Source organism: Acidovorax sp. KPB24-07, from assembly GCF_057543315.1.
Genome location: NZ_BAAJYS010000009.1, coordinates 1 through 25,361, shown reverse-complemented (window position 1 = coordinate 25,361; position 25,361 = coordinate 1). Strand labels below are relative to the sequence as shown.

The following is a 25,361-nucleotide window of genomic DNA, read 5'->3' as shown; positions in this document are numbered from 1 at the left end:
TCGCGACCGGCGTGACGATTGCCAGGCCCGCGCGCACGCATTTCCCGGCGTGCGAGCAGTGCGGCACCTGCACTTGACCCTCCCCATTCTTCCAACATAAAAACATGAATCTAGAACAAGCAAGGATTGCCGTGATCGGGCTCGGCTACGTGGGCCTGCCCTTGGCGGTGGAGTTCGGCCGCCAGCGGCCGGTCATCGGCTTTGACATCAATGCCGCACGCATCGCCGAGTTGCAATCGGGCGAGGACGGCACGCTGGAAGTGACCCCGGAAAACCTGCAAGCCGCCAGCCACCTGCAATACAGCGCCAACCCGGAGGACCTGCGCGATTGCAAGGTCTTCATAGTGACGGTGCCCACCCCGGTGGACAAGGCCAACCGCCCCGACATGACGCCCCTGGTCAAGGCGAGTGAAACGGTGGGCAGGGTCATGCCGGACGGCGCCGTGGTCATCTACGAATCCACCGTGTACCCTGGCGCGACCGAAGAAGTGTGCGTGCCGGTGCTCGAACGGCTCAGCGGCAAGACCTTCAACACGGACTTCTTCTGCGGCTACAGCCCGGAGCGCATCAATCCGGGCGACCGGGTCAACACCCTCACGAAGATCAAGAAGATCACCAGCGGCAGCACCCCCGAAGTGGCCGACGCGGTGGATGCGCTGTACGGCAGCATCATCACGGCCGGCACCCACAAGGCCAGCAGCCTGAAAGTGGCCGAAGCGGCCAAGGTCATCGAAAACACCCAGCGCGACTTGAACATCGCCTTGGTGAACGAGCTGTCCGTCATCTTCGAGCGGCTGGGCATCGACACCCTCGACGTGCTGGAGGCTGCGGGCAGCAAGTGGAACTTCCTGCCCTTCCGGCCGGGACTGGTGGGCGGCCACTGCATCGGTGTGGACCCCTATTACCTGACCCACAAGGCCGAGGAAGTGGGCTATCACCCGCAGGTCATCCTGGCCGGGCGGCGCATCAACGACAACATGGCGCGCTACGTGGCGCGCAACACCATTCGTCTCATGCTCAAGAACGGCATGGACGTGCCCCGTTGCCGCATCGGCATCCTGGGCATCACGTTCAAGGAAAACTGCCCGGACATCCGCAACAGCAAGGTCGTGGACATGGTGCGCGAGTTCCTGGCGTGGGGCGCGGACGTGGTGATCGCCGATCCCTGGGCCAGCGCACAAGAGGTGGACCACGAGTACGGCCTGGCGTTGGGTCGTGTCGATGCCGACCATCCGGTCGATGCCCTGGTGGTGGCGGTCGGCCATAACGAATACCGGCAGGCCACGCCCGCGGAGCTTCGCACGTACTGCCGTGGCGCACAGCCTGTCCTGGCCGACGTCAAAAGCCTCTACCACCGCGAGCGGGCTGCCGAAGCCGGCTTCACCGTTTTTCGCCTCTAATTCTCCCCTTCGGATCCGCCATGAAAAACTTCGCCCTCATCGGCGCCGCCGGCTACATCGCGCCGCGCCACATGCGTGCCATCAAGGACACCGGCAACCATCTGGCCGTGGCTTACGACATCAACGATTCGGTCGGCATCATCGACAGTATTTCGCCGCAGAGCGACTTCTTTACCGAGTTCGAACGGTTTGCGGAGCATGCGCACCAGCTCAAGCGCGATCCAGCCACCGCACTTGACTACGTGTCGATCTGCTCGCCCAACTACCTGCACCATGCCCACATCGCTGCTGGCCTGCGCCTGGGATGTGATGTGATCTGCGAAAAACCGCTCGTTCCCACGCCGCAATTGATGGACGAACTGGCGCGCATCGAACAGGAAACGGGCCGGCGGGTATTCAACATTCTCCAGTTGCGCCACCATGAAGCGATCCTGAAGCTGCGCGACAAAGTGGCTGCGGCACCCAAGGACACCAAGTTCGATGTCGAACTGACCTACATCACATCGCGCGGCAAGTGGTACCTGGAGAGCTGGAAGGGCGACCCGCGCAAATCGTTTGGCGTGGCCACCAACATCGGCGTGCATTTCTTCGACATGCTGCACTTCATCTTCGGCAAGCTTCAGGACAATCGCATCCACCTGAGCGAGGAAACGAAGGCCGCCGGCTATCTGGAATACGAACGCGCCCGGGTGCGATGGTTTTTGTCCATCGATGCCAGCGATCTACCGGAAGAAGTCAAAGGCAAGAAGCCCACGTACCGGAACATCGATGTCAGCGGTGAGCAACTCGAGTTTTCCGAAGGCTTCACCGATCTGCACACTACCAGTTACCGCGAAATCCTGGCGGGCCGAGGGTACGGCTTGGCGGATGCGCGGCATTGCATCGAAACGGTGGACGTGATTCGCAGCGCGTCCATTGCGGCCGATGGGGATGAGCGTGTGCATCCCTTCGTGCGCAACAAGGGGTATTGAGAGCATGCAAGCTTCTGGTTTGAAGCCGCTTTCCCAGTTCGAATTGCTGGTCGGGGATGTGCGGGGCGCGCTCAAGCTTTGGCGCTTCTGGCTGCATCTGGGATTGGAAGACATCCTCAAGCAGTACCGCCGCTCGTTTCTCGGACCCGTGTGGATATCGATCAACACGGCTATTTTCATCGGCGCATTCGGCTTGATCGGATCGCAGGTCTTCAAGATAGATATCCAGACGTACCTGCCATTCTTCTGTGTCAGCCATGTTCTGTTTTTGTTTATCTCACAGTGCATTTCCGACAGTTGCCAGACGTTTATTGGCTCCAGCGCATTCCTGAAACAAACACCTTATCCCAAGACTGCATTCGGTTTGCGAGTCATATGGCGCAACCTGTTGATGATGGGGCACAACATTCCGATTGCCTTGATCGTTCTTCTGGCGTTTGGGCGCCTGGATGATGTGAGGCCCATCCCATTTTTGTTTGGGCTCGCATTCACGGTGTTGTGCGCGGTACTCGTTTCCTGCATCCTGGGTGCCCTGTGCGCGCGTTTTCGCGACATACCCATGATTGTCACGAGCTTGATGCAGATTGCGATGTTTCTCACGCCGGTCATGTGGCAGGCATCGCAACTCAGTGAGCGGGCCCAATTGATCGTGCACGTCAATCCTTTGGCTGCGTTTCTTGACTTGGTGAGGGCCCCCGTTTTGGGCGAATCCGTCAATCCCTACAGCTATCTGATGGCCGGTGCCACCTTTCTCGCATTGCTGTTGGCATTTTTCACCGTGTTTTTGCAGAGCCGTCGCAGGCTTGTGTATTGGCTCTGATCATGGCAAGCATCGAACTGGAGCGAGTCAATGTCGACTTCCCGCTGTTTTCATCACGCTCACGCGGATTGCTGAACACTCTGCTCGGGAAGGCACAAGGGCACCGGGGACGAATCGAAGACATCGGGCATGGCGCAATCGCAGTGCGTGCATTGCGAGACATCACGCTGTCTCTCAAGGATGGGGATCGGATGGGCCTGATCGGCCGTAACGGGGCTGGCAAGTCCACCATGCTGCGGGTGCTGTCCAGCGTGTATGAACCCACCGCTGGCGTGATGAGGGCGGATGGCCACATCTCTTCCCTGATTGACCTGATGTTGGGCATGGATCCCGATGCCAGTGGCTACGAGTTCATTGCCACACGGTGCGTCGTGATGGGAATTGGAAGCAAAGAAGCCAAGGACCTGGTCCCCGATATAGAGGAGTTCACCGAACTGGGCGACTACCTGCATCTGCCCGTGCGAACGTACTCTTCCGGAATGATGCTCCGTCTCGCCTTCGCAGTGTCGACAGCCGTCGCGCCCGATATCTTACTGATGGACGAGATGATTGGGGTGGGCGACGCGCAATTCATTGATAAGGCACGTATTCGGCTGGAAAACATGATGAGCAAGGTCAAGATCCTGGTACTTGCTTCACACAACGACTCGATCTTGAAAACGTTCTGCAATACAGGGATATGGCTCAACGAGGGCCAGATCCGCATGCAGGGAAGTATCGAAGACTGTCTGGCTGCCTATCACGGCAACTAGCTTCATTATTATTTTGGGCAGCATGAGCGAAACATCCTATACCGCACACCCGACGTCGATCGTCGATGCAGGGGCGCAAATTGGCGCGGGGACCCGCATCTGGCACTGGGTGCATATCTCAGCGGGGGCGCGGATTGGCCTTTCTTGCTCTTTCGGGCAGAACGTCTATGTCGGCAACGACGTGATGATCGGCAACAACGTCAAGGTTCAGAACAATGTCAGTGTCTACGATGCGGTCACGCTGGAAGACGATGTTTTCTGCGGGCCCAGCGTTGTTTTCACCAATGTGTACAACCCTCGCAGCAGCGTCGTGCGTAAAAACGAGTACAGGCGAACCCGGGTTTGCAAGGGGGCCACGCTCGGTGCCAATGCAACCGTGGTCTGTGGCACCACCATTGGTGCCCACGCATTCGTCGGCGCTGGTGCGGTGATCACACGCGACGTCAAGGCCTATGCACTGGTTGCAGGCGTGCCTGCTCGGCAAATCGGATGGATGAGCGAACACGGGGAGCGTCTCGATCTTCCCTTGACTGGAGACGCGCAAGCACATTGTCCGCAAACCGGTCATTTATATCGTTTGATCGATGGTGAGCTGCAGCGAGCTTGATCCCCACCCATCGCATGGAGTTGTAATGGAATTCACCGATCTAAGAGCGCAATACCGTCGGCTCAAGTCTGATATCGACGTGCGCATTCAGAAAGTACTGGATCATGGCCAGTACATCCTGGGCCCGGAAGTGCATGAACTGGAAGAGCAATTGGCGACATACACCGGAGCCAAATATTGCATTACGGTAGCCAATGGCACTGATGCGCTTCAAATTGCCCAGATGGCTCTGGGCATTGGGCCTGGAGACGAGGTAATCACCCCCGGTTTCACGTATATCGCCACTGCCGAGACGGTCGCGCTGCTTGGTGCGAAGCCCGTATATGTAGATGTGTCGCCGGATACCTACAACCTGGATCCCTCATTACTCGAGGCCGCCATCACGCCCCGTACGAAGGCCATCATTCCGGTCAGCCTGTATGGGCAATGCGCTGAATTTGATCATATCAATGAAATAGCCGCCAAATACCGAATTCCTGTCATTGAGGACGCGGCTCAAAGTTTTGGTGCCAACTATAAAGGGCGCAAGAGTTGCAACCTCACCACTTTGGCTTGCGCCAGCTTTTTCCCCAGCAAACCTTTAGGCTGCTATGGAGATGGCGGAGCCATTTTCACTAGTGACGAGGAATTGGCTCGGGTCCTCCGTCAGATTTCGCGTCATGGACAGGATCGCCGCTATCACCACGTTCGCGTAGGTGTGAATAGCCGTCTCGATACATTGCAAGCGGCAGTTCTTCTGGGAAAGCTGGTGGTTTTCGATGAAGAGATTGCCAAGCGCCAAATGATCGCGGATCAATACGCAAGCAAATTGCTGCCAATTCCTCAAATAGCTTGTCCATCCATCAAAAATGGCAACCTGAGCGTCTGGGCCCAATACACGATCCGGTCGAATCATCGCGATGACCTTCAGCAAGCACTGAAAAAATTAGACATACCCACCACGGTGCATTATCCGTTGCCCCTGAACAAGCAGCCTGCAGTGGAAGATGGCAGCAAGCAACTCCCCATTGGCGATCAGCTGGCCAATGAAGTTTTAAGTCTTCCCATGGGCCCTTACCTGAGCGACTCGGATCAGTCCCTGGTAGCCCGGGCTATTCAGCAGTTTTATTTCGAAAACCCCTCTGCCTGATTTCGTCGTCGGGAGTCGCCTCGCATCGAAGCCTATCGGCAGGCCCAATCAATTGTTAGAAAGAATGATCATGGACATCAAAAACAAACGCTTCGTCATCATCGGTGGTGGCGGCTTGATCGGATCCCATACCGTTGACCGGCTACTGAAAGAAGACGTAGCCGAAGTGGTGATCTACGATAACTTCGTACGCGGTCGAATGGAGAATTTAACGGAGTCGCTCAAAGATCCACGGGTAAAAATCTTTGAAGCTGGCGGCGATATTCTGCAGACAGACATATTGGATGCTGCTCTCAAGGGCGTCGACGGGGTTTTTCATCTGGCGGCGCTTTGGCTCCTTCAATGCCATGAATATCCCAGGACCGCATTCGAAACCAATGTTCGGGGAACTTTCAATGTAATGGACGCGTGTGTGAGGAATGGGGTGAAGCGCTTGGTGTATTCCTCTTCAGCTTCTGTCTATGGCGATGCAGTGGAGGAGCCCATGACGGAGGACCATCCATTCAATAACAAGAATTTCTATGGAGCCACCAAAATTGCAGGTGAGGCTTTTTTGCGGGCTTACCATCATCGCTACGGCCTGGATTATGTGGGGCTGCGATACATGAATGTTTATGGCCCCCGTCAAGATTATCATGGTGCCTATATTGCCGTGATCATGAAAATGCTCGATGCAATCGACAGCGGCAATAGCCCTACCATCATGGGCGATGGTTCCGAGGCGTTCGACTTTGTTGCCGTGGAAGACTGTGCGTTGGCTAACGTCTGTGCGATGAAGGCCAGCGCGACTGACGCTTTCTACAACGTCGGTACCGGCAAGCGGACGTCGTTGAAGGAGTTGGCAGAAAAGCTTCTGCGTATCACCGGCTCAACCAAGGAAATCACTTATGCACCCCGTAGTCAGGCCACGCTCGTGCGCAACCGCATTGGGAGTCCTGACAAGGCTCGCAAAGAAATTCAATTCAATGCAGAGATCGATCTCGACGAAGGCTTGCGCAAGCTGATCGATTGGCGTGCGTCACATAAAGCAGAGGTGGCTGCTCGTCGCGCTTCCGTCGGCCTCTGAGGTATCCAACGTGTGCGGCATCGCGGGTTATTACAACACGGACCAATACCCAGCCTCGGCGGTGGTGATCAAACGCATGACCGATGCGATTGCGCATCGGGGACCAGATGGCGAAGGAAGTTACGTTCATGAAGCGTTGGCCTTGGGCCACCGACGTCTTGCCATTATCGACCTCTCGCCCGGGGGGCACCAGCCCAAAGCCTCCGAAGATGGCCGATACGTTATCACCTACAACGGGGAAATCTACAATTTCAAAGAAATCCGTATGGAACTGGAGAGCTTGGGCCGCCATTTCCATACCCACAGCGATACAGAAGTCCTGCTTTATGCATTTGTCGAGTGGGGCGTGAAATGTTTCAGCCGCCTCAACGGCATGTTCGCATTGGCAATTTGGGACAATGCTGAAAGGACTTTGACGCTCGCGCGCGATCGCTACGGGGTCAAGCCGCTTTATTATCACAATTCTGGAAAATCATTTGTTTTTGGCTCTGAAATCAAGGCCATTTTTGCACACGGCGTTGTCGATCCTAAAGTCGATTCCATCGGGCTGTTAGAATATTTGAGTTTTCAAAATTTTCTTGCTGATCGAACCATATTCAGCGGCATCAGTCTTTTTCCTGCTGGAACGTTTGCAACGGTTAGAAGAGGCAGTACTGGATCTGTGGAAGCCAGTTTCACCCGTTATTGGGACTACCAATTCGTTGAGCCTGAATCGCCGCGAAAATTGGAGGAGTATGCAGAAGAACTGGATCGCCTGTTCGTGCAGGCTGTCTCTCGGCAACTGGTCAGTGACGTAGACATTGGATCTTATTTGAGTGGTGGGATGGACAGCGGGTCCATCACAGCAGTCGCCGCTCAGCAAATCCCATACATGAAAACATTCACCTGCGGCTTCGATTTGAATTCGGCTTCAGGGATTGAACTGGGGTTTGATGAACGCCCGACGGCTGAATATATGTCTTATCTCTTCAAAACTGAGCATTATGAAATGGTGCTCAAGGCGGGAGATATGGAGCGAGTCATGCCCAAGTTGGCGTGGCACATCGAAGAGCCGCGCGTAGGACAAAGTTATCCGAATTATTATGCGGCTCAACTGGCCAGTAAATTTGTCAAAGTTGTGCTGTCTGGTGCCGGTGGTGATGAACTCTTCGGTGGATATCCGTGGCGATACTATAGAGCGGTAGTCAATAATGATTTTGATCACTATATAGATAAATACCACGCTTTCTGGCAGCGTCTGATTCCCCAGGGGAAAATGTCCACCGCACTGGCTCCGGTATGGGCGGAGGTTCAGCACATTGATTCGCGAGACCTGTTCAAATCCGTCTTTCATCAACGGCCCCAGAACATTGGCCGGCCGGAAGACTATATCAATCACTCCCTGTATTTCGAGGCCAGGACATTCCTCCACGGGTTACTGGTAGTTGAAGACAAATTGAGCATGGCCCATGGGATCGAAACGCGAGTCCCATTCCTCGACAATGATCTCGTGGATTTTTCAATGCAATTGCCAGCGCGCATGAAGCTTGGAAATTTGGGTGAAGTCGTCAAGTTGAATGAAAATGAACCCGGGGCGAAGACCGCCAAATATTTTCAGAAAACCAAAGATGGAAAGCTGCTCTTACGCCAGGTGATGCAGCGATTGTTGCCACCTGTGATAACGGATCGTGAAAAGCAGGGGTTCTCTGCTCCAGATGCGAGTTGGTTCAAAGGTGAAAGCATTGATTATGTCAAGCGTACTTTGCTCAGCCCTAATGCTTTGACCCATCAATACTTGAATCGTGATTATGTGAATGAGATCGTTCGGCAGCACGGCAGTGGGGAAATGAATCACCGCTTGCAGATCTGGTCGCTGATCAGTCTGGAATCCATGATCAGACAATTTATAAAAAATGAGTAAGAGAATTCTTTCCACAGAGAGGTCCTATAAAGTGCTGCATATTGGCAATATTGCTAATAATGCTTATCTGAATGCGAAATTGCTTCTTCGGCACGGCGTTGAATCAGATGTAATTTGCGCAGATTATTACCATATCATGGGCACCCCAGAATGGGAGGATGCGGTATTTGATTTTGAGGGAATCGATCACTTCAATCCGGATTGGGCCAATCTGGATTTGCAAGGATTTCAAAGGCCAAATTGGTTTCATTCGGGTGCCTTAGGTCAAATCCTGGCTGAACTGGCTGGAGACGCTGCGGCTCCAGAGCAGAAGATGGGGCGTCTATCGCGAATCATCGGGACAGCGCACAGCCACGCATTTGGGGGAACACTTGAGCTTCTTTTGAATGATGCTTGGACGAATCTTTTCGGATACAAACAAAAATCCTTGGTCAACCTGCTGACCAGGGTTTCGGTTCCAATTCTGCATGTCATGTGTCGCTTGCATTTTTATGCTGAATCTGCCTTGAAAAAAAATGGAGGGGATCGGTTCGCAAAAATACGCGTTACTTTGGATCAGATCAAAAGACGTACCAAATGTGACCTGAGGCGCTCAGAGGCAGTCCCTTATTTTTTTCATCAAGCTTTGTGGGAACGGGTTTTTAAGAAATATGATGCGGTTATCGGATATTCCATAGATGGAATTTATCCACTGATATGCAATAAAAAATACATTGCCTTTGAGCATGGAACGATCAGGAAAATTCCGTTTGTCGATGATGCTCTGGGGCGAATCTGCAAAGCCGTTTATAAAGCCGCAGATAAAGTAATTATCACCAACTGCGACAACGTCAAGGCTGCAAAGAAGTTGCAGCTAAAAGACTATCGATTTATACCTCATCCTATCAATGAGGAGGTTCAGAAGGTGCAGCTTCCGCCCAGTTGTACCGAACGCCTTAACGAACAGGAATTCATTGTCTTTCATCCCGCCCGGCACCATTGGGATAGGCATCGCGATCCCAGTTGGGAAAAGGGAAATGACAAAATCATCGCAGGCTTTGCAAGATTTAAAAAGGCAACCAGTGTCAAAACTGTCTTGGTCCTTACTGAATGGGGGTTGACGATAGAGAATAGCCGACGGCTTATCAAAAAATTGGGTATTGAAGATGCCGTGGTGTGGATACCGGTCCTACCCAATCAGCACATGATTGAAATGATCAGTCTGTCTCACGTCGTGGTGGATCAAATCGGTGTAGGTGCTTTCGGGAGCTTGGCCGCTAAATCGTTGATGTGTGGAAAGGCGACCTTGTGTCATATTGACCCGGAGCCGCACAGGGCTTGCTTCGATGTCATTCCTCCGCTCATCAGCGTGGAGTCGCATGTTGATGTTGCCGCTCGTTTACAACAACTCGCGAGTGATATTTCCTATCGCAATGGCGTTGAGAATGAATCTCGAGAATGGTATTTGCAGCATCATTCCAATAGATTGATCGCCGAGCGCCTCGTTGGATTGATTAAAGAAATTGCCGCATAAATCCGGGCAATAGTTATTCATTGACCGCAGAGGTGGCTATATTGCCATGATGTTCGTGTCGATTCAGGATCTTTAGGTTGGCCGATGTATATTTTTCGTGGAGGAATGATTTTTCTCCTCAATTCGGTTTCCATTCTTTTGCTGCCCTTGATTGCGGCACTGAGGATGTCATTGAAGTGGGTGCGAGGGCAAGCGCCTGTCAGTATTTGGACTGGTGCACCCATCCTAAATATGGCAATCAACTCCAGCGCGGAGAGGTTGACAGGTGCCAAGTCTTATTCGGTGGTTGCTCATACCTATTTCATTACCAATAAATTCGATTTTGATCTTCAAAGGCTTCCTCTTGGGCGAGTTTTTTAACACGCAATATAGATACATTGCTTTTTGGATCATTTGTTTGATCGCTGATCGTGTCCATATTTATTTGGATGGGGGTATCTTGCCGAATGCGAAGATGCGATCCTTCAACAAATTGGAGCTTTTCACCTATAAATTGTTGGCAGTAGATGTGTTTGCGTGGACCTATGGTGGAGATTGCCGCACCCAGCGCATCACCCGGGCGCTGGGAGCCCCGAACTGCTGCACGGATTGCACCGCTCAGAATTCAGCATGTATTTGTGATGAAGGCTTGTTTCTACCTCGATATGACTATGCGCGAGATAAATGCGTGGCAATTTTCTCGATGGGGGACATGATTGAGTACACTCCTGGAAGCGTAAATACACTATATTTCTGGCCGCTGGATATTGGTGATGAAAAATATAAAAATATCCATACTGTTTCTGAATTGAATCCGCCATTGGTGCGGATTGTCCACGCTCCCAACCATCGGATGTTCAAGGGCACGAGATTCATAGAGGCGGCTGTTTCTGAATTATCTGCCGAAGGATTGGCTGTGGAGCTCGTGCTGGTTGAGAGGGTTCCAAATCAGCAGGCCCTCAAGATCTACCAAACGGCGGATATTATTGTGGATCAAGTCATGGTGGGTTTTCATGGGTTTTTTGCTCTTGAGGCAATGGCCATGAGCAAGCCGGTCGTGTGTTTCATTCGCGAACCGGAGCGCTATCTTATTGATGCAAAAAACTCTCCCATTATTAATGCCAATCCGGAGAACATCAAAGAGGTACTCCGATCATGGGTGAATGCGAGTCGGTCGGAACGTCTCAATCGGGGCCTGCAGGGCCGCAATTTTATTGAAAAGCATTATTCTGTGGATGCTTTTGCCAAACGCTTGGGCAAGGCATATACAGAGCTTGGAGTGTCTAAATGAGATATTGTGTTGTCGGGTCTGGTGGTTATATAGGCCGGTTTCTTTGCGAGCATTTGATCAAACAGGGGCACTCTGTCGACAAGGTTAGCTCCTCGCTGGCAGGAGGCATCGACCCAACCACAGGACTGTTGCCCGAGTTGGATTTGGCACAGGTCGACGTTGTGGTGTATCTGGCTCAGTCGCCGTTCTATCGGCAGTTACCTCAGCGGGCCCCCCATCTTCTGGCGGTCAATTGCGTCAGTGCGGTCCATGTTGCGATCGCTGCTCAGGCATCGAACGTTTCCAAGTTTATTTACGCATCGACGGGAAACGTCTACCAAGCATCTTTCGATGCATTCAAAGAGCATTCCACGCTGGAACGTGGGAATTGGTATTCGCTATCGAAAATAATGGGCGAGGAAGGTTTGCGCCTGGCCGCCGGTGGAATGGACCTGACATGCCTTAGGATTTTCGGCGTGTACGGGCCCGGCCAAGCAGACAAGCTCATCCCCAATCTCATAGCGCGCGTGACACGGGGTGAAACCGTGACCGTCGATCGCCAGCCCTCAGCTGCGGAGGCCCAGCCTGAAGGGTTGAGAACCAATCCCATCTATATCGATGACACTGTGCGGGCCATCGAAATGGTGGCTGGGATTCGCGGTGTGCCGGTCATGAACTTTGCAGGCGATGAAGTGCTTTCGATCCGGCAGATGGTGGAAATCATTGGCGAGGTGGCTGGTACCTCGCCGCAGGTGGCCGTGAGCGATCGTGAGCGGGCAGGAGATCTGATCGGGGACACGTCCCTGTTCCGCTCTCACTACACCCCTCCGCTGACCCCATTCAAAGAGGGCATTCAAAAGGTGCTAGAAGCCTCGCAATGAGGGTTCTTCACCTTCCCACCTCTATTGGCAACAATGCCTGGGCCTTGTCCAGGGGTGAACGGTCATTGGGTGTGCACAGCGATACTTTGGTGACTCAGACGTCCTATTTGGACTACCCTGCCGACTCGATCGTCGATCTCAGCGGTTCCAGTACGGCATTGGGAAGGTGGTACCTCCTGCTCAAGGCGTTCCTGTCTGTGAGAGCGCGCTATGACGTATTTCACTTCAACTGGGGCTCGTCATTGTTCACGATGCGTGGGATCAATCTGCAGCACCTTGAACTGCCTTTCTACCCTGACACAGCGGCCTTGTTTGCGACCTATAACGGGTGCGATGCCCGTCAGAAATTGCCCACGCTGGCCAAGGGGGGCTTTAGCGCCTGTGAGCATTGCGTTGTCCGGGATTGCGGACCAGCCCTCGACAAAAGCCGTGAGGCTGGAATCATCAAGATGGAACGCCATGCCCAGCACCTCTGGGCGTTGAATCCCGACTTGCTCCCCTTTTTGCCCAGCCAGCGGTCTGGATTCCTTCCATATGCCGTGCCCATTGTGGAGAAAGCGAGGCCGCAGCGGAACGAGGGCAGGCGTCGCCTGCGTGTCGCGCATGCCCCTACCAACCGCGAAATCAAGGGCACTGCGTTTCTTCTGAACGCGGTGGAACAAATTAACAGGCGACATCCCGACGCCATCGAACTTGTGTTGGTCGAGGGCAAATCGCATGCCGAGGCGCTGGAAATCTATGGCGCCGCGGATGTCATCGTGGACCAGTTATTGATAGGCTGGTATGGAGCATTCGCAGTCGAAACGATGATGCTGGGAAAGCCTGTCGTCGTGCGGATAGATGCACGGGATGCACATGCGGTGCCTGAACCGATGCGCGAAGAGCTTTTGCAAGCCGTCATTCAGGCAGATCCGAACACTATTGAAGAGGTTCTTGAAGGGTTATTGGATTCACCCGCAAAGTTAACCGGACACGCAGAAGCCTGCTTTGAATATGCCCGCAGGTGGCATGACCCCGTTCATGTCGCTTCATTGACCGTGGCCAAGTACGAAGAAGCGTTGAAGGCGAAATAAGCATGTGCGGCATTCTTGGTTTGTATGGCGCTGGCCGTCTCGACAAGGCCGAGGCCAGGCTCAAGCTGGGCCTTTCGAAGTTGGGGCGCCGGGGCCCCGACGATCATGGGTTGTCGAGCGTGTGGTTACCCGATGGCCAAATGCACCTCGGACACACCCGTCTCAGTGTCATCGACCTGACCGATGCAGCACACCAGCCCATGGCGAGCCGGGACGGGCGATTCTTGCTGGTCTTCAACGGAGAGATTTACAACTATCGCGAGCTCCGTTCAGAACTTCAATCTCTTGGCCGCCATGTCCACTCGGCGTCCGACACCGAAGTGCTGCTGCAGGCTTGGGCCCAATGGGGGCAGGCAGCACTTGCCCGGTTGGTCGGCATGTTCGCCTTCGTCATCTTCGACCGCGAAACGAACTTGCTGCATGGTGCCCGCGACGCTTTTGGCATCAAGCCGCTTTACTACCACCAGGATGATCGAAATTTCTGTTTCGCCTCCGAAATCCCGGCGGTCCAGGCATTGCGATCGTTCACCCCGGCACTTGACTGGCAGATCGCCTATGACTATCTGGCGCATGGTGCTTATGACACTGGCGAACGCACCTTCTTTGCCGAAGTCCGTGCGCTGCCACCGGGACACCGTTTCACCTACGACCTGGACTCCCAGCGTCTGGATCTGCAGCGCTGGTGGTCGCCAAAAATTGCCCCTGTTCAACGGCTGACGATCGACGACGCGGCGCAAGCGCTTCGCAGCCATCTGTTGGACAGCGTGCGGCTTCATCTGCGCAGCGATGTGCCCCTGGGGGCCGCGTTATCAGGTGGCCTGGATTCCTCCACGATCGTGGGTTGCATGCGGCACCTTGAGCCCGAAGCGACCATCCACACGTTCAGCTTCGTTGCGGCCGGGGACTCGGTTTCGGAAGAGCAGTGGGTCGACCGCATGACTGCGCACGTTGGTGCGGTGTCGCACAAGCTGAGCATCACGCCGCAGGAGCTTGCAGCCGATCTGGACGACATGATCGAGACGCAGGGTGAGCCCTTCGGCAGCACCAGCATTTATGCCCAATACCGGGTGTTTCAGCTGGCACGGGAGCACGGTGTGACCGTGACGCTCGATGGACAAGGCGCGGATGAACTGTGCGGCGGTTATGTCGGCTATCCTGGGCCGCGCGTACGCAGTCTCCTGGACGAAGGGCAGTGGCTGGGTGCGGCTGCGTTCTTGCGGGATTGGGGGCGTTGGCCTGGCAGGGCGTCGCTGGACGGGTTCAAGGCTGCAGTAGCGGAATACACCAGCGATTCCGCCTACCAAACGCTGCGCCGCGTGAACGGTGCGAAGGCCTGCCCGCCTTGGCTGGATGGACAGGTACTGGCCGATGCAGGCGTGGCGCTGCGTTTCCCACGAGAACTGCCTCCCCAGACGGCACCGGGACGCCGTTTGGTGGCAGAGTTGGCCCGCTCGCTGCATGGCGTCGGCCTGCCTGGGCTTTTGCGCCATGGTGATCGCAATTCCATGCGGTTCTCGGTGGAAAGCCGGGTCCCGTTCCTTACGACGGGGCTGGCCGATTTTCTGCTGACGCTGCCTGAGGAATACCTGGTGTCGCCCCAAGGTGAGACCAAGCATCTATTGCGCCGAGCAATGCGTGGCCTGGTGCCGCAGGAAGTGCTGGATCGCCGGGACAAGATCGGCTTCGCCACGCCTGAACAAGCGTGGCTTTTGCAAATGGCGCCGCAGGTGCGGGAATGGTTGCGGTACCCGCTGGGTTTGCCGTTCTTTCGCCAGGACGAGGTGCTGAAAGCGTTCGATCAGGTCGTTGCCGGGCAGCGTCCGTTCAGTTGGCAAGTGTGGCGCTGGATCAACTTCACGCGCTGGCATGCGCGGCATTTTGCTGGATGAGGTGGCCGTGGCCCGTCTGCTGCTGTTGTCGCTTTCACCCATTGCCTCCGATCCCCGCGTGATGCGCCAGTACGGGGCGCTGAAGGACGAGCATGAAGTCCATGTGCTGGGGTTCGGAGAATGCCCACCCGGGATGCTGCATTTCACCTCCGTCGAACAGCCTCGTGCGGATCGCAAAGGGGTTTTGCGCAATGCGCTGCGTCTGGCCTTTCGACGCTACGACGCTTATTACTGGCAACACCCTCAGATCCGCGCGCTGGAAAAGGCCGCAGCGCAGGTGCCAGCGGGTTTCGACCTGGTATTGGCCAACGATGTCATGGCTCTGCCTATGGCGCTGCGGTTGGCGGGCAGTGCGCCCGTGTGGCTCGACGCGCACGAGTACGCGCCGCGGGAATTCGAAGACCTTTGGGCGTGGCGCACGTTGCTGGGGCCTTTCTTCGATGCCACCTGCCGCGATGCGCTGCCACGGGTTGCGCGCATGAGCACCGTGTGTGCAGGCATCGCGCGCGAATACGAGCGGTGCTACGGCGTTGCGGTATCCGTCATGCCCAATTGCCCCGAGCCAGAGAACTTGCCGGTGAAGCCAACGCATGCTGACCGTATTCGGCTGATCCACCACGGCGCAGCCATCGCCTCGCGCAAGATCGAGGTGATGATCGACCTCATGGACCATCTGGACGATCGCTTCAGCCTCGACCTGATGCTGATGGAGCAAGATCCTGCTTACCTCGCCGCGTTGAAGCATCGGGCGGCCCCGCATTCGCGCATACGGTTCATTCCGCCAGTGCCCATGCGCGATATTGCCGCGCACACCAACGGCTATGACATCGGGTTGTTCCTGCTGCCTCCCACCAATTTCAATTACCTGCATGCACTGCCCAACAAGTTCTTCGAATTCATGCAGGCACGCCTGGCCATCGCCATCGGTCCGTCGCCTGAGATGCAAGCGCTGGTGACCGAGCTTGGTTGCGGCGTGGTCAGCGGCAGTTTCGAGGCAGCAGACTTGGCCGCGCATCTCCAGCGCCTCACACCCCAGGACATCGATGCCATGAAGCGCGCTTCGGACTTGGCCAGCCAGCGGTTCAATGCGGCGGCCACTCGCCAATGGCTTCGTGACGAGGTGCGCGGCTTGCTGGCCGACCGTGCCTGCCCGGTGCATTGACGCCATGCGCGCGATTGTTCTCGGAACCCAGTCGTTCATCGACGGCGGCACCAAGGTGGGTTCTCAGCATCTGGCGCACGCGCTGGCGGCGGCGGGCTGGTCGGTCGACTATGTGCCCACGCTCTCCTCCCCGCTGGACGTGGTGGGCCGCCAGCGCCATGCCCGGCTGGCGAGAGCATGGGGACATGGGATGCCGCAGCGAGCAGTGGGCATTTCGCAAGGTCTCACCGAGTGGAGCCTTCAATCGATGTTTCCCGCGCATCGGCTTTTTCTGCGTTGGCCTTGGCAATTGGCGGCGTATGGCCAACGCTGCCCGTCGCCATTGCGCGACGTGCCGTTCGACGCATGCATCGCCGATGTCGCACCCAACATGTTGCTGCTGCACCAGATCACGGCCCGCGCCAAGATCTGCCGCCTCAACGATTGGCCGCAGGGGTTCGCTCGCGATCTGCACCCGGTGCTCATCAACGCGCTGGGTTCCATGGTGGGTGGCCCCGATTTTGATGAAGTGTGGGCCGTCTCTGAACCCCTGGCGGAATATGCCCGTGCGCTGAACCCGCAGGGTGAGGTGGTGCACATTCCCAATGGGGTAGAGGCCCGTCTTTTGATGCCTGCCACGCAAAGCCCTGTGGCGCGACAGCCGCGCAGCGCGGTCTATGTCGGCGGGCTCACGGCTTGGCTGGACACCGGCTTGCTCGCCCAGGCCGCGCGTTTGCTTCCCGATTGGACCTTTGCGGTGTACGCCCCTGGTACGCCCCCGCAGCACGGATGGCCGCCCAACCTCCAATGGCGCGGCAGCGTTGGCCGTGCGGAACTGCCAGCGGTTCTCCAAAGCCATGAAGTGGGTCTGATTCCTTTTTGCGAGGCCGAGGGCCGCATGCGCTATGTCGAGCGCCCTCTGAAGTTCTATGAATACATCGCAGCCGGATTGGGCGTGGCCAGCACCGATCTGGGCGCTTTGCGCCACGGAATGGGTGATCTGGCCTGCTACGGCAACGATGCGCGGACATTCGCCGATGCCATCGTTCAGGCCCGGGAGCAGGCGCAGGTTCGCCCTGCGAGCTTCGCGAAAGACTTCGTGCAAGCCCACGACTGGAGTACGCGCGCACAGACCATGCTGGCCCGTCTGGAGATGTTGCTGGCATGAAAAACTACCTTCTCTACGACTTCATGCAGGTGGCCGGAGGCGCGGAACGGGTCACGCTCACGCTGGCTGAGGCCTTTCCGGACTTTCAGACCCTGGTCAGCCGGTGCTACCCTGACGCCCAACCCTTGCTGGATGCCTCCACTGCCCAAGTGCAGGAGTTGCGGGGTGGCTGGTCTGCGCGCCTGCCGCGCATTCTGGAAAGCATGTGGTGCTTCCGGTTTCGGGCCGGACGGTTGCACGATGCCCACACCGTGCTCTACAGCGGCTTCTATGCCCCGCTGGCGGTCTACCAGCAGCGGTCTGGCCGGCGCTTTTACTATTGCCACACCATCCCCCGATTCGCCTACGACCTGTACGACAGCACGCTGGCGGGTTTTCCGTGGTGGCTTCGGCCGTTCTACGCAATCTTCGTGCGGTGGTTTCGCAAGCAGTACGAAGCGGCCATCGGCCGGATGGATCGCATTTTTGTGAACTCGGAGAACGTTCGCGCACGGCTCCAGCGGTATACCGGGTTGGATGCCGAGGTGGTCTACCCCCCTGTGGCCACACAGCACTTTCGGTTTTTGGCCGATGAGGGCTACTACCTCTCTACCGCACGACTGGTGCCCAACAAGCGGGTGGATGTGATCGTGCGAGCTTTCCTTCAGATGCCCGAGCGCTCCCTGGTGGTGCTCTCTGGCGGGCCGGAGCTGGAGCGATTGAAAGCGATCGCCGGAGAGTCGCCCAACATCCGGTTCACCGGCTGGCAGGCCGATGACGCGCTGCGGCGCTGGGTAGGCAACGCTCGCTGCGTGATTTACCTGCCGGTGGACGAGGACTTTGGCATGTCGCCAGTGGAGGCCATGGCTGCAGGCAAACCCGTGATCGGTGTGGCCGAAGGGGGGTTGTTGGAAACCGTCGTTCCGGCAGAGACTGGACTGCTATTGAATCCGCCGCCCAGCATCGAAGCGCTGATCGACGCGGTGGAAGAAATGGAAATTTCTGTGGGGCCTACGCTCTCGGAACTGTGCCGGCGGCGAGCGGTATTGTTCAGCGAAAGGCAGTTCATTCAATCAATGAAAAAGCATTTGAGATAGCTGGTATTAATGAGTTCGAATCACCATATTAAAGAGGTTGACAACCTGAGGGCCGTGGCCATTGTCATGACATTGGTGGCGCACCTGGGTTTTTTTACCCATGAAAATAATGAGTGGTATGCGTATGTCATTCAAAATGTGGCCCAGTTTTGGGGTGGCGTGGATCTGTTTTTCGTCATATCCGGTTTTGTCATCTCCAAGCAGCTGCATGCCTTGTTGCGCGTTGGCGATGGATGGAGCGCCAACGCCGATGGGCTTAAGATTTTCTTTGTAAAACGATTTTTCAGAATATTTCCGCAGGCTTTTTTTCTGGGCGGCTGTCGTTCTCTTCTTTAGTTGGTATTTTCAGGGGGTTGGTAAATTTGGAGATGTTTCAAAAGTCATATGGCATTTTTGGGCATCCATTCTCTCTGTGGAGAATATATATCTGACTTTTGATGTGATTCCGCAGCTGTCAATTTATTGGTCGCTGTCGATAGAAGAGCAGTTTTATATTATTCTTCCACTTCTGCTGATCTTCTTGCCAAGAAAAAAGGTGTTTGCCGTTTTGCTGGTGGCGGCGGTTGTACAGCTTTTGCTTCCTCGTCCCGTCGACCAGTCAAAAATAATATTCATGGTGAGATATGACGCGCTGATACTGGGTTGCTTTATCTATCTGTGGACGTTCACAAGCCACTATTTGAATGTGAGGGGAAGGTTGGAAAATAGGTCGCAGTTGCTGTTTGCCGTTCAAATTCTGCTGCTTCTTGCGATCATGGCCATACCTGTTCACATGCGGGGCGTATGGTTCATGGTGGGGGTGTTGGATATTTGTTGTTGCTTGATCGTTGCAATTTCAGTGCTGCAACTCAAGGCGTTTGAATTCCGCGCCTGGGCAGGAAAGGTCTTCGGCTACCTGGGTAAGCGATCGTATGCGATTTACTTGTGCCATATTCCGGTCGCTTTTTTGCTTCTCAGTGCGGACTCGCTTCTGGGGACCCATTGGGCACCTCAGAAAATAATGGAGTACCAGATATTTGGAACGATAGTGTTGATCTTTGTCGCTGCCGAAATGTCTTATCAACTCATTGAAAAGCCGTTGCGCGAACGAGGCCGCGTTCTCGCACAACGGTGGCAAGGCGCCGCGCGGGCGGTGCCCGTCTAATTGACGGGATGCCATCGAACTGCGCAGGCAGTTCTCGCAAAGGCCTACCGTCGGTCAATAATTAAGACTTGGAGCGCCAGTGCGCAATGGATAGCAGAGACGATACGGCTATGTATCGAACGGCGTTCGCCCAAGATTGAAAAATCTTCGATTTGTCCACCTTCAAGGTCTGCATGGACAGCGCTACTTCTGCAATGCGAAGACCACGGCGCCGCAGGAGCAACAGCGTTCCGATGTCTTGGTAGTCGAGCAAAGTGGCCTCTGTCGAGGTGGCTGCCTCCAGTGAACGACGGTTATAGAGCCGGAAGCCGGACACGAAATCCCGTAGCGCAAATCCTGTGATCCAGCGAAACCACTGCCAGGCGAGTCGGCGAATCCAACTCATGCGCGCTGGGAAAAAGCCTACGACGACGTCTCCCTGATACCGCTGATCCAGGAGTGTTTTAATTTCTTCCACCTCATAGCGGCCTTCCGCGTCGATGGTGATCACCGCGTCATAGCCGCGGGCCAGTCCGTAGCGAAGCCCCGTTTGCAAGCTCCCCCAGGTGGTCATCGCCAGCAAAGGACGCAGCACCCGCGCTCCTGTGCTTTCGGCCAGATGGCAGGTGCCATCCGTGCTGCGGTTGTCCACCACGAGCACGTCGGCCCCCACCAGCGCGCGAACGCGCTGGATGAGGTGCTGGATGCTTGCCGCATGGTTGCGGGTGGAGATCACCACGAGCACGCGTGGATTGGGCGCGGCCGGCGTGCTGCCCAGGGCCAGGTATTGGTATTGGTGCGCCAGTGCGCGTTCGCACTGGGCAATGTCGAAATGCTGGAGCAGCGCCTGGTAGCCCGCCTCGCCGAACTGGATGCGCAGCCGCGTGTCGTGCTGCAGGCGCGCCAGGGTACTGCGCCAGCTCTCCACGTCTTCGATGGGCACATGCAGCCCGGCACGGGCGTAGGCCACCACCCAGGGCATGCCGGAGCCGGGCAGGTCCGTCACCACGCAGGGGCGCTTGTGCATCATGGCCTCCAGCAACACGATACCGAACGCCTCGGTGCGCTCGCGCGACGCCAGGCAAAAGACGTCGCAGCCTTCCAGCAAGGCGTGTTTTTCCGCATCGAGCACCGAGCCGACCAGGCGCACTGCAGGTTCACGGCCGGCGGGCGTGGTATCCCGGATCAGGGCCTCCAGCGACACCCGCAACTCGCCTTCGCCGGCGATCAAAAGTTCAACCCCCGGCATGGCCTGCACGGCCTGGATCAGTGTCTCGAACCCCTTGTAGTAGGTGAGCCGACCGATGGACAGAAGCCGCAGCTGGGTTTCGGGTCTCCATTGCAGTCCACTGCGCAAGGCGGTGGGCGGGGGAGGGCGGTGCAGGTTGATGCCCAGCGGAATGACCTCGCACTTGCTGCGCCACGGCTGCAGCGCCCGGCTGGCCTCCAGGTAGGGGGGCGACGTGGCGAAAATCAACTGCGCCCGGTCCAGCACCGCGTGCTCGAACGGGCGGTACAGAAAATACGCCATCGCCACGGACAACTTGATGTCCGAGACGACGATGTCGGAATGCCAGTGCACCACGCACGGCACCTTGCGGGCCGCAGGCAGTGTCAGGGCCCACAGCGCAGAGTTGTTGGGCAGGTGCAGGTGCAGCACATCGGGCTGAAAGTGCCGGATGGCCTTTCCCAGCGCCGAGCGAAAGCCCAGGGCGATGGGGGCATAGACCAGGTTGAACTGCACCGGCACCCGCACCAGCCAGGTCGGGTCGTCCGGCAAGGGCGTTCCGTGCACCAGCGCGAACGCCTCGATGCCCTGGGCCCGCTGGGCCTCGATGAGGTCGGCCAGAAACACTTCCATGCCGCCCAGATAGGGCGGAAAGAACTTGCCGATGTGCAGGACGCGCAGTGCCACAGGGGTCTCGCTGCCTCAGGCTATTTCTTCAGGGCCGCCACCTGGGCACGCACCTGCGGGTACTGCGGATTGCGCGGATCGATCGCGATGGCGCGGTCCAGGTCCTTGAGGCTGTCGTCCAGGCGGCCTGCCGCGCGGTGGGCCATGGCCCGCCCGTAGTACGCCGGCGCTGCGTTGGGGGTGCGCGCGATGATCTGGTCGAACAGCGCGATCGCCGCCTTCGCATCGCCCTTGCCCACCTGCGCCATGCCCAGGCCCAGCATCAGGCGCTGGTTGTTGGGGCTGGCCTTCATCAACGCGGTGAAATCGCTGATGGCATCGTCGTACCGTTGCGCGCCGATGGCGGCTTCGGCACGGCGCATGCGCATGGATTCGCGCATGCGCTCGACCTCCTTGTCGGTGATGCCTTCGGCTGCGCGTGTCATGCCTTGGGTGAAGGCGTCATACGCCGCGGCGAACTGCCCCAGCGCAAAGGCCGATTCGCCCCGGTGGTAGTACAGCGGCAGGTCGGTGAATCCCTGCTTTTCCGCTTCTGCGAAGGCCGCCAAGGCTTCGGTGTGCTTTTTTTGCTGCTGCAGCGCGACGCCGATATTGAAGCGGGCGGAGCCCTGCAGCGATCCCAGCGCCTCGGCGGTGGCAAAGCTCTTCTGGGCCTCGGCCACCGAACCGCGATCGAGGTGGTAGGCCCCGAGGTTCAGGAACGGACGCCAGCGGCCCACGGCGCTCGGCGATGCCTGCAGGTCGATCTTTTCGGCCGCATCGCCCCAGGCGGCGTAGTCGTCCCGCAGGGATTCCACCCGCTCGAATGCCAGCAGGCTGAACACCAGGCCCACCATGCAGCCCAGCACGTAAATGGTTTTTGGCTTGAAGCCGGTCAGCACGATGGCGACCAGCACCGGCACGGCGATGGCCCAGAGATAGCTGCGGTAGAGCACGAACGGATCCTGCACCCACACGGTCGCGAACTCGGTCACGTACAGCAGCAGCGGGAACATCAGCGCCACGCCCACGAGGCTCAACGCCCCGCGGCGGCGCAGCACGGCCCAGAGCGCGGCGGCCCACAGCGCCAAATAGCCGAAGATGCCCAGGATCTGCGGGAACGCGGCATACGACAGCGGGAACGCCGGCCGCAGGTCCACCGACATCCACATCACGTTGGGGAAGAACCACAGGAACCCGTAGGCAAAGAAGAGCGCCGCCTCGTTCAGGATGCTGAGCGGGTACATGCGCTGCGTGATCCCCGGGCTCAGGCGCTCCAGCTGCTGGGCGAAGTCCAGCGAGCGCTGGTCGAAGAGCTTGCCGATGAATTCGCCGTAGATGCCGAAAAAGACCACCGCTGCCACCGCGATCAGCGCGGCGGATGCGCCAGCCAGCGTGGCGACCGTCTTCCAGCTCGGGCGGCGGACATGGATATACAGCGGCACGCTCATCGCGGCGACCATGACCGCATGTTCCTTGGACAGCACCGCCGCCACGTAGCTCAGCAGGGCCAGGCCATACCAGAGCACGCCCCGGCCGGACAGGCCCCGCACGAAACACCAGCACGCCAGCACCGAGAACAGCGTGGCCATGACGATCGAGCGCTGCACCAGGTACGCCACGGCATACACCGCCATGGGATTGACCGCGAACAGTGCCACGCCCACCCGCACCGCCGCCTGTTGCGACAGGCCGAAATGCGGCTGCGATTCGAATTCCTCCGGGAAGCGCGTGCGGGCCAGCAGGTCACGCACCAGCGCATACAGCGCGGCCACCGTGGCCAGGTGCAGTGCAATGTTCACGAGCCGCTGCTTGCCCCAGCCGGGGCCAGCCAAGGAGTCCACCCAGATGAAGCTGCCATATGACAGCATCCGCTGCTTGAAGGTGAGCAGGCTGCCGTAGCTACCGAAGATCGCGCCGTCGGAAAGCCGCAGATCGTCGAACAGCAACGCATGGTTCCAGCCGGGCAGGTAGATGGCCAGCACGGCCGCCAGAACGGCGATGCCGAATACAGCAAGGGAAATGGACGGTTTGGCCATGGGCGGATAGAAAGCAGGTGGACGGGCGCAGCGGTGCGTGGCAGTGCGCGCAGGCAGCCGGGAAGTCTAAGCGATGGAATTTTCGCACCCGCTTGGCACCGCCGGATGCGGGATGCCTCCAGGCCCGACCATTTTCCAGCGGCACGCAGGGGCTCGCAGCGGCCCGATTTCAGTCCTGGGCGGGCGCCGCCGGCCCGGGTTCCAGGCCCCGCAGCACCAGGTGGCAGAGCAATTCCTCCGCCTTGTCGTAGTCGCGCTCGGTCAGCGCGGGCTTGCCCAGCAGCAGCGCGAACTGGGCCTGCTGGTCCGCGTAGGCCTGGGTCACGGACCAGATGATGAACATGAGGTGGGTGAAATTCACCTTGGCGATGCGGCCCTCGCGCGCCCAGCGCTCGAAGGTGCGCACATCGTTCTTGAGCACGGGGCCCACGCGTTCGGCGATCACGCCCGCGTAGCGCGGCGCACCGGCGATGACCTCCTTGGCGAACACCTTGGCGGCGTTCGGCCGCTCCAGCGACGAGCGCAGCTTGGCGCGGATGTAGCGGCGCAGCGCCTCGTGCGGATCATCGCCATGGGACATCTCTTCCATGCCGGCCAGCCACTGGTTGAGCACGTCGTCCAGCACGCGCAGGTACAGCGCCTCCTTGTTCGGAAAGTAGTACAGCAGGTTGTGGCGGCTCAGCCCGATGGCCGCGGCGATGCTCTCCAGCGACGCGCCCTCGAAACCGAACTGCGCAAACTGCGTCTCCGCCTCGGTGAGGATGGCCTGTTCCTTTTTGAGCCGCGAGGCGGTGGGCGGGCGCCCCGGGTCGGCGGGCGCTCCATCGGGCGCGGGGGGCTGCAGGGCGGTGCGCGTTCGCACAGGTGCGGGGCGGGAGGGCTTGGGCGAAGGGCTCATTTGCACCATTGTGGAACGACTGCGGGGTGTTTTCGCTGGCACGGTGTTTGCACTAGGGGATTTTACCGATTGGTAAATTTTTACTGATTGGTAAATTGAAAACCAGCAGGGCACGGCACCGCCGAAGACACCTGCACCACGACAGCGAGGCCCCCCGATGAAACCTCTGCAGACTGTTCCGATGTGCGGCCGCCCGGCCGCCTGCGCCTGGCCCCGCCAACGCCGCAAGCGCCACGCCCACGCGCCACGCCGCGTTCGCGCGCCCCTTTCCCGTCCCTGATCTCCCGTCCCTGACCCTTCGCCCCGAGGACTACCGATGGAAACGACCGCAAGCCGCGCGTGCGGCATTCATGCCGCACGCCTGAACCTGGCCGACTACGCCGTGAACTTCGGCGACGCGCATCCGCCGCTCACCAAGGCGCAGGCTCTGGTGGAGGCCGAGCGCTGCTACTACTGCTTCGATGCGCCGTGCGCCACGGCGTGCCCGACCGGCATCGACATTCCCGCATTCATCCACCGCGTCGCCCAGGGCAACGACCGCGGCGCGGCCCGAGCGATTCTCGAGGCCAACCCGCTCGGCGGCATGTGCGCCCGCGTCTGCCCGACCGAGGTGCTGTGCGAGCAGGCCTGCGTGCGCAACTCGCATGACGACAAGCCGGTGGAGATCGGCGCGCTGCAGCGCCACGCCACCGATGCGTACTTTGCCGACCCGGGCGCGCCCCTGTTCACCCGCGCCGCGCCCACGGGCCGCCGGGTGGCCGTGGTGGGCGCG

The 25,361-nt window shown here is 57.9% G+C and carries 20 protein-coding genes and 2 pseudogenes; 19 read left to right on the top strand and 3 right to left on the bottom strand.

What is annotated here, in order from left to right:
* The first annotated feature begins 104 nt into the window (after positions 1–104).
* From AC27IQ_RS02735 to AC27IQ_RS02650, 18 genes and pseudogenes are all read left to right on the top strand, one after another.
* The gene (locus AC27IQ_RS02735) at positions 105–1,400 is read left to right on the top strand and encodes a nucleotide sugar dehydrogenase (RefSeq protein ID WP_487088046.1); all 1,296 of its coding nucleotides are present in this window, start codon (positions 105–107) and stop codon (positions 1,398–1,400) included.
* 20 nt (positions 1,401–1,420) lie between these two features.
* Positions 1,421–2,371, top strand: a complete 951-nt coding sequence (locus AC27IQ_RS02730; protein ID WP_487088044.1) for a Gfo/Idh/MocA family oxidoreductase — start codon at positions 1,421–1,423, stop codon at positions 2,369–2,371.
* 4 nt (positions 2,372–2,375) lie between these two features.
* A complete protein-coding gene (locus AC27IQ_RS02725; protein ID WP_284429874.1) occupies positions 2,376–3,191 on the top strand; it encodes an ABC transporter permease in 816 nt (271 codons plus the stop codon).
* 2 nt (positions 3,192–3,193) lie between these two features.
* Entirely contained in the window at positions 3,194–3,943 is a 750-nt protein-coding gene (locus AC27IQ_RS02720; protein ID WP_487088041.1) for an ABC transporter ATP-binding protein, read from the top strand.
* A 22-nt stretch (positions 3,944–3,965) separates the two neighbouring features.
* The gene (locus AC27IQ_RS02715; RefSeq protein ID WP_284429875.1) at positions 3,966–4,550 is read left to right on the top strand and encodes an acyltransferase; all 585 of its coding nucleotides are present in this window, start codon (positions 3,966–3,968) and stop codon (positions 4,548–4,550) included.
* 25 nt (positions 4,551–4,575) lie between these two features.
* Positions 4,576–5,679, top strand: coding sequence for a DegT/DnrJ/EryC1/StrS family aminotransferase (locus tag AC27IQ_RS02710; protein ID WP_487088039.1), 1,104 nt, complete (start codon positions 4,576–4,578; stop codon positions 5,677–5,679).
* Between the two features lie 70 nt (positions 5,680–5,749).
* Positions 5,750–6,745 carry an NAD-dependent epimerase/dehydratase family protein gene (locus AC27IQ_RS02705; RefSeq protein WP_284429877.1) on the top strand — a complete coding sequence of 332 codons (996 nt, stop codon included), beginning with the start codon at positions 5,750–5,752 and terminating at the stop codon, positions 6,743–6,745.
* 10 nt (positions 6,746–6,755) lie between these two features.
* Entirely contained in the window at positions 6,756–8,645 is a 1,890-nt protein-coding gene (gene asnB / locus AC27IQ_RS02700) for an asparagine synthase (glutamine-hydrolyzing) (RefSeq protein WP_487088036.1), read from the top strand.
* The gene (locus AC27IQ_RS02695; protein ID WP_487088034.1) at positions 8,638–10,158 is read left to right on the top strand and encodes a glycosyltransferase family protein; all 1,521 of its coding nucleotides are present in this window, start codon (positions 8,638–8,640) and stop codon (positions 10,156–10,158) included. Before asnB (AC27IQ_RS02700) ends, AC27IQ_RS02695 begins: the two co-directional genes overlap by 8 nt.
* Positions 10,159–10,480: 322 nt before the next feature.
* Entirely contained in the window at positions 10,481–11,428 is a 948-nt protein-coding gene (locus AC27IQ_RS02690; protein WP_487088032.1) for a glycosyltransferase, read from the top strand.
* Positions 11,425–12,288: an NAD-dependent epimerase/dehydratase family protein gene (locus AC27IQ_RS02685; RefSeq protein ID WP_487088030.1), complete on the top strand. Its 864-nt coding sequence runs from the start codon at positions 11,425–11,427 to the stop codon at positions 12,286–12,288. Before AC27IQ_RS02690 ends, AC27IQ_RS02685 begins: the two co-directional genes overlap by 4 nt.
* Before the next feature lie 107 nt (positions 12,289–12,395).
* Positions 12,396–13,361 carry a glycosyltransferase gene (locus tag AC27IQ_RS02680; RefSeq protein ID WP_487088028.1) on the top strand — a complete coding sequence of 322 codons (966 nt, stop codon included), beginning with the start codon at positions 12,396–12,398 and terminating at the stop codon, positions 13,359–13,361.
* A 2-nt stretch (positions 13,362–13,363) separates the two neighbouring features.
* Positions 13,364–15,250, top strand: coding sequence for an asparagine synthase (glutamine-hydrolyzing) (asnB, locus tag AC27IQ_RS02675; protein ID WP_487088026.1), 1,887 nt, complete (start codon positions 13,364–13,366; stop codon positions 15,248–15,250).
* Positions 15,228–16,412 carry a glycosyltransferase family protein gene (locus AC27IQ_RS02670; RefSeq protein WP_487088024.1) on the top strand — a complete coding sequence of 395 codons (1,185 nt, stop codon included), beginning with the start codon at positions 15,228–15,230 and terminating at the stop codon, positions 16,410–16,412. Before asnB (AC27IQ_RS02675) ends, AC27IQ_RS02670 begins: the two co-directional genes overlap by 23 nt.
* A gap of 4 nt (positions 16,413–16,416) precedes the next feature.
* Complete coding sequence (locus tag AC27IQ_RS02665; protein ID WP_487088022.1) at positions 16,417–17,559, top strand: glycosyltransferase; 1,143 nt, start codon at positions 16,417–16,419, stop codon at positions 17,557–17,559.
* Positions 17,556–18,635 (top strand): glycosyltransferase, encoded by a 1,080-nt coding sequence (locus AC27IQ_RS02660; RefSeq protein WP_487088020.1) that lies wholly within the window; start codon positions 17,556–17,558, stop codon positions 18,633–18,635. The genes AC27IQ_RS02665 and AC27IQ_RS02660 overlap by 4 nt, the downstream gene beginning before the upstream one ends.
* Before the next feature lie 9 nt (positions 18,636–18,644).
* Positions 18,645–18,971, top strand: a complete 327-nt coding sequence (locus tag AC27IQ_RS02655; RefSeq protein ID WP_487088018.1) for an acyltransferase family protein — start codon at positions 18,645–18,647, stop codon at positions 18,969–18,971.
* A 37-nt stretch (positions 18,972–19,008) separates the two neighbouring features.
* Positions 19,009–19,779, top strand: a pseudogene (locus AC27IQ_RS02650) (acyltransferase family protein); the annotation flags it as partial.
* A 61-nt stretch (positions 19,780–19,840) separates the two neighbouring features.
* Here AC27IQ_RS02650 and AC27IQ_RS02645 read toward each other — a convergent pair.
* The 3 genes from AC27IQ_RS02645 to AC27IQ_RS02635 form a co-directional block, all read right to left on the bottom strand.
* The gene (locus tag AC27IQ_RS02645) at positions 19,841–21,619 is read right to left on the bottom strand and encodes a glycosyltransferase (RefSeq protein ID WP_487088072.1); all 1,779 of its coding nucleotides are present in this window, start codon (positions 21,617–21,619) and stop codon (positions 19,841–19,843) included.
* Positions 21,620–21,693: 74 nt separating this feature from the next.
* Positions 21,694–23,691 carry a tetratricopeptide repeat protein gene (locus tag AC27IQ_RS02640; RefSeq protein ID WP_487088016.1) on the bottom strand — a complete coding sequence of 666 codons (1,998 nt, stop codon included), beginning with the start codon at positions 23,689–23,691 and terminating at the stop codon, positions 21,694–21,696.
* A gap of 169 nt (positions 23,692–23,860) precedes the next feature.
* Complete coding sequence (locus tag AC27IQ_RS02635; protein ID WP_487088013.1) at positions 23,861–24,589, bottom strand: TetR family transcriptional regulator C-terminal domain-containing protein; 729 nt, start codon at positions 24,587–24,589, stop codon at positions 23,861–23,863.
* Between the two features lie 316 nt (positions 24,590–24,905).
* Here AC27IQ_RS02635 and AC27IQ_RS02630 point away from each other — a divergent pair.
* Positions 24,906–25,361, top strand: a pseudogene (locus tag AC27IQ_RS02630) (dihydropyrimidine dehydrogenase); the annotation flags it as partial.

Bases quoted from the DNA above. Each gene is read 5' to 3' on its own strand.
- AC27IQ_RS02730 (WP_487088044.1), top strand. From the start codon at position 1,421: ATGAAAAACTTCGCCCTCATCGGCGCCGCCGGCTACATCGCGCCGCGC.
- AC27IQ_RS02685 (WP_487088030.1), top strand. From the start codon at position 11,425: ATGAGATATTGTGTTGTCGGGTCTGGTGGTTATATAGGCCGGTTTCTT.
- AC27IQ_RS02640 (WP_487088016.1), bottom strand. From the start codon at position 23,691: ATGGCCAAACCGTCCATTTCCCTTGCTGTATTCGGCATCGCCGTTCTG.
- AC27IQ_RS02665 (WP_487088022.1), top strand. From the start codon at position 16,417: ATGCGCGCGATTGTTCTCGGAACCCAGTCGTTCATCGACGGCGGCACC.
- AC27IQ_RS02695 (WP_487088034.1), top strand. From the start codon at position 8,638: ATGAGTAAGAGAATTCTTTCCACAGAGAGGTCCTATAAAGTGCTGCAT.
- AC27IQ_RS02705 (WP_284429877.1), top strand. From the start codon at position 5,750: ATGGACATCAAAAACAAACGCTTCGTCATCATCGGTGGTGGCGGCTTG.
- AC27IQ_RS02635 (WP_487088013.1), bottom strand. From the start codon at position 24,589: ATGAGCCCTTCGCCCAAGCCCTCCCGCCCCGCACCTGTGCGAACGCGC.
- AC27IQ_RS02715 (WP_284429875.1), top strand. From the start codon at position 3,966: ATGAGCGAAACATCCTATACCGCACACCCGACGTCGATCGTCGATGCA.
- AC27IQ_RS02660 (WP_487088020.1), top strand. From the start codon at position 17,556: ATGAAAAACTACCTTCTCTACGACTTCATGCAGGTGGCCGGAGGCGCG.
- AC27IQ_RS02670 (WP_487088024.1), top strand. From the start codon at position 15,228: ATGCGCGGCATTTTGCTGGATGAGGTGGCCGTGGCCCGTCTGCTGCTG.
- AC27IQ_RS02710 (WP_487088039.1), top strand. From the start codon at position 4,576: ATGGAATTCACCGATCTAAGAGCGCAATACCGTCGGCTCAAGTCTGAT.
- AC27IQ_RS02720 (WP_487088041.1), top strand. From the start codon at position 3,194: ATGGCAAGCATCGAACTGGAGCGAGTCAATGTCGACTTCCCGCTGTTT.
- AC27IQ_RS02645 (WP_487088072.1), bottom strand. From the start codon at position 21,619: ATGGAAGTGTTTCTGGCCGACCTCATCGAGGCCCAGCGGGCCCAGGGC.
- AC27IQ_RS02735 (WP_487088046.1), top strand. From the start codon at position 105: ATGAATCTAGAACAAGCAAGGATTGCCGTGATCGGGCTCGGCTACGTG.
- AC27IQ_RS02655 (WP_487088018.1), top strand. From the start codon at position 18,645: ATGAGTTCGAATCACCATATTAAAGAGGTTGACAACCTGAGGGCCGTG.
- asnB (WP_487088026.1), top strand. From the start codon at position 13,364: ATGTGCGGCATTCTTGGTTTGTATGGCGCTGGCCGTCTCGACAAGGCC.
- AC27IQ_RS02725 (WP_284429874.1), top strand. From the start codon at position 2,376: ATGCAAGCTTCTGGTTTGAAGCCGCTTTCCCAGTTCGAATTGCTGGTC.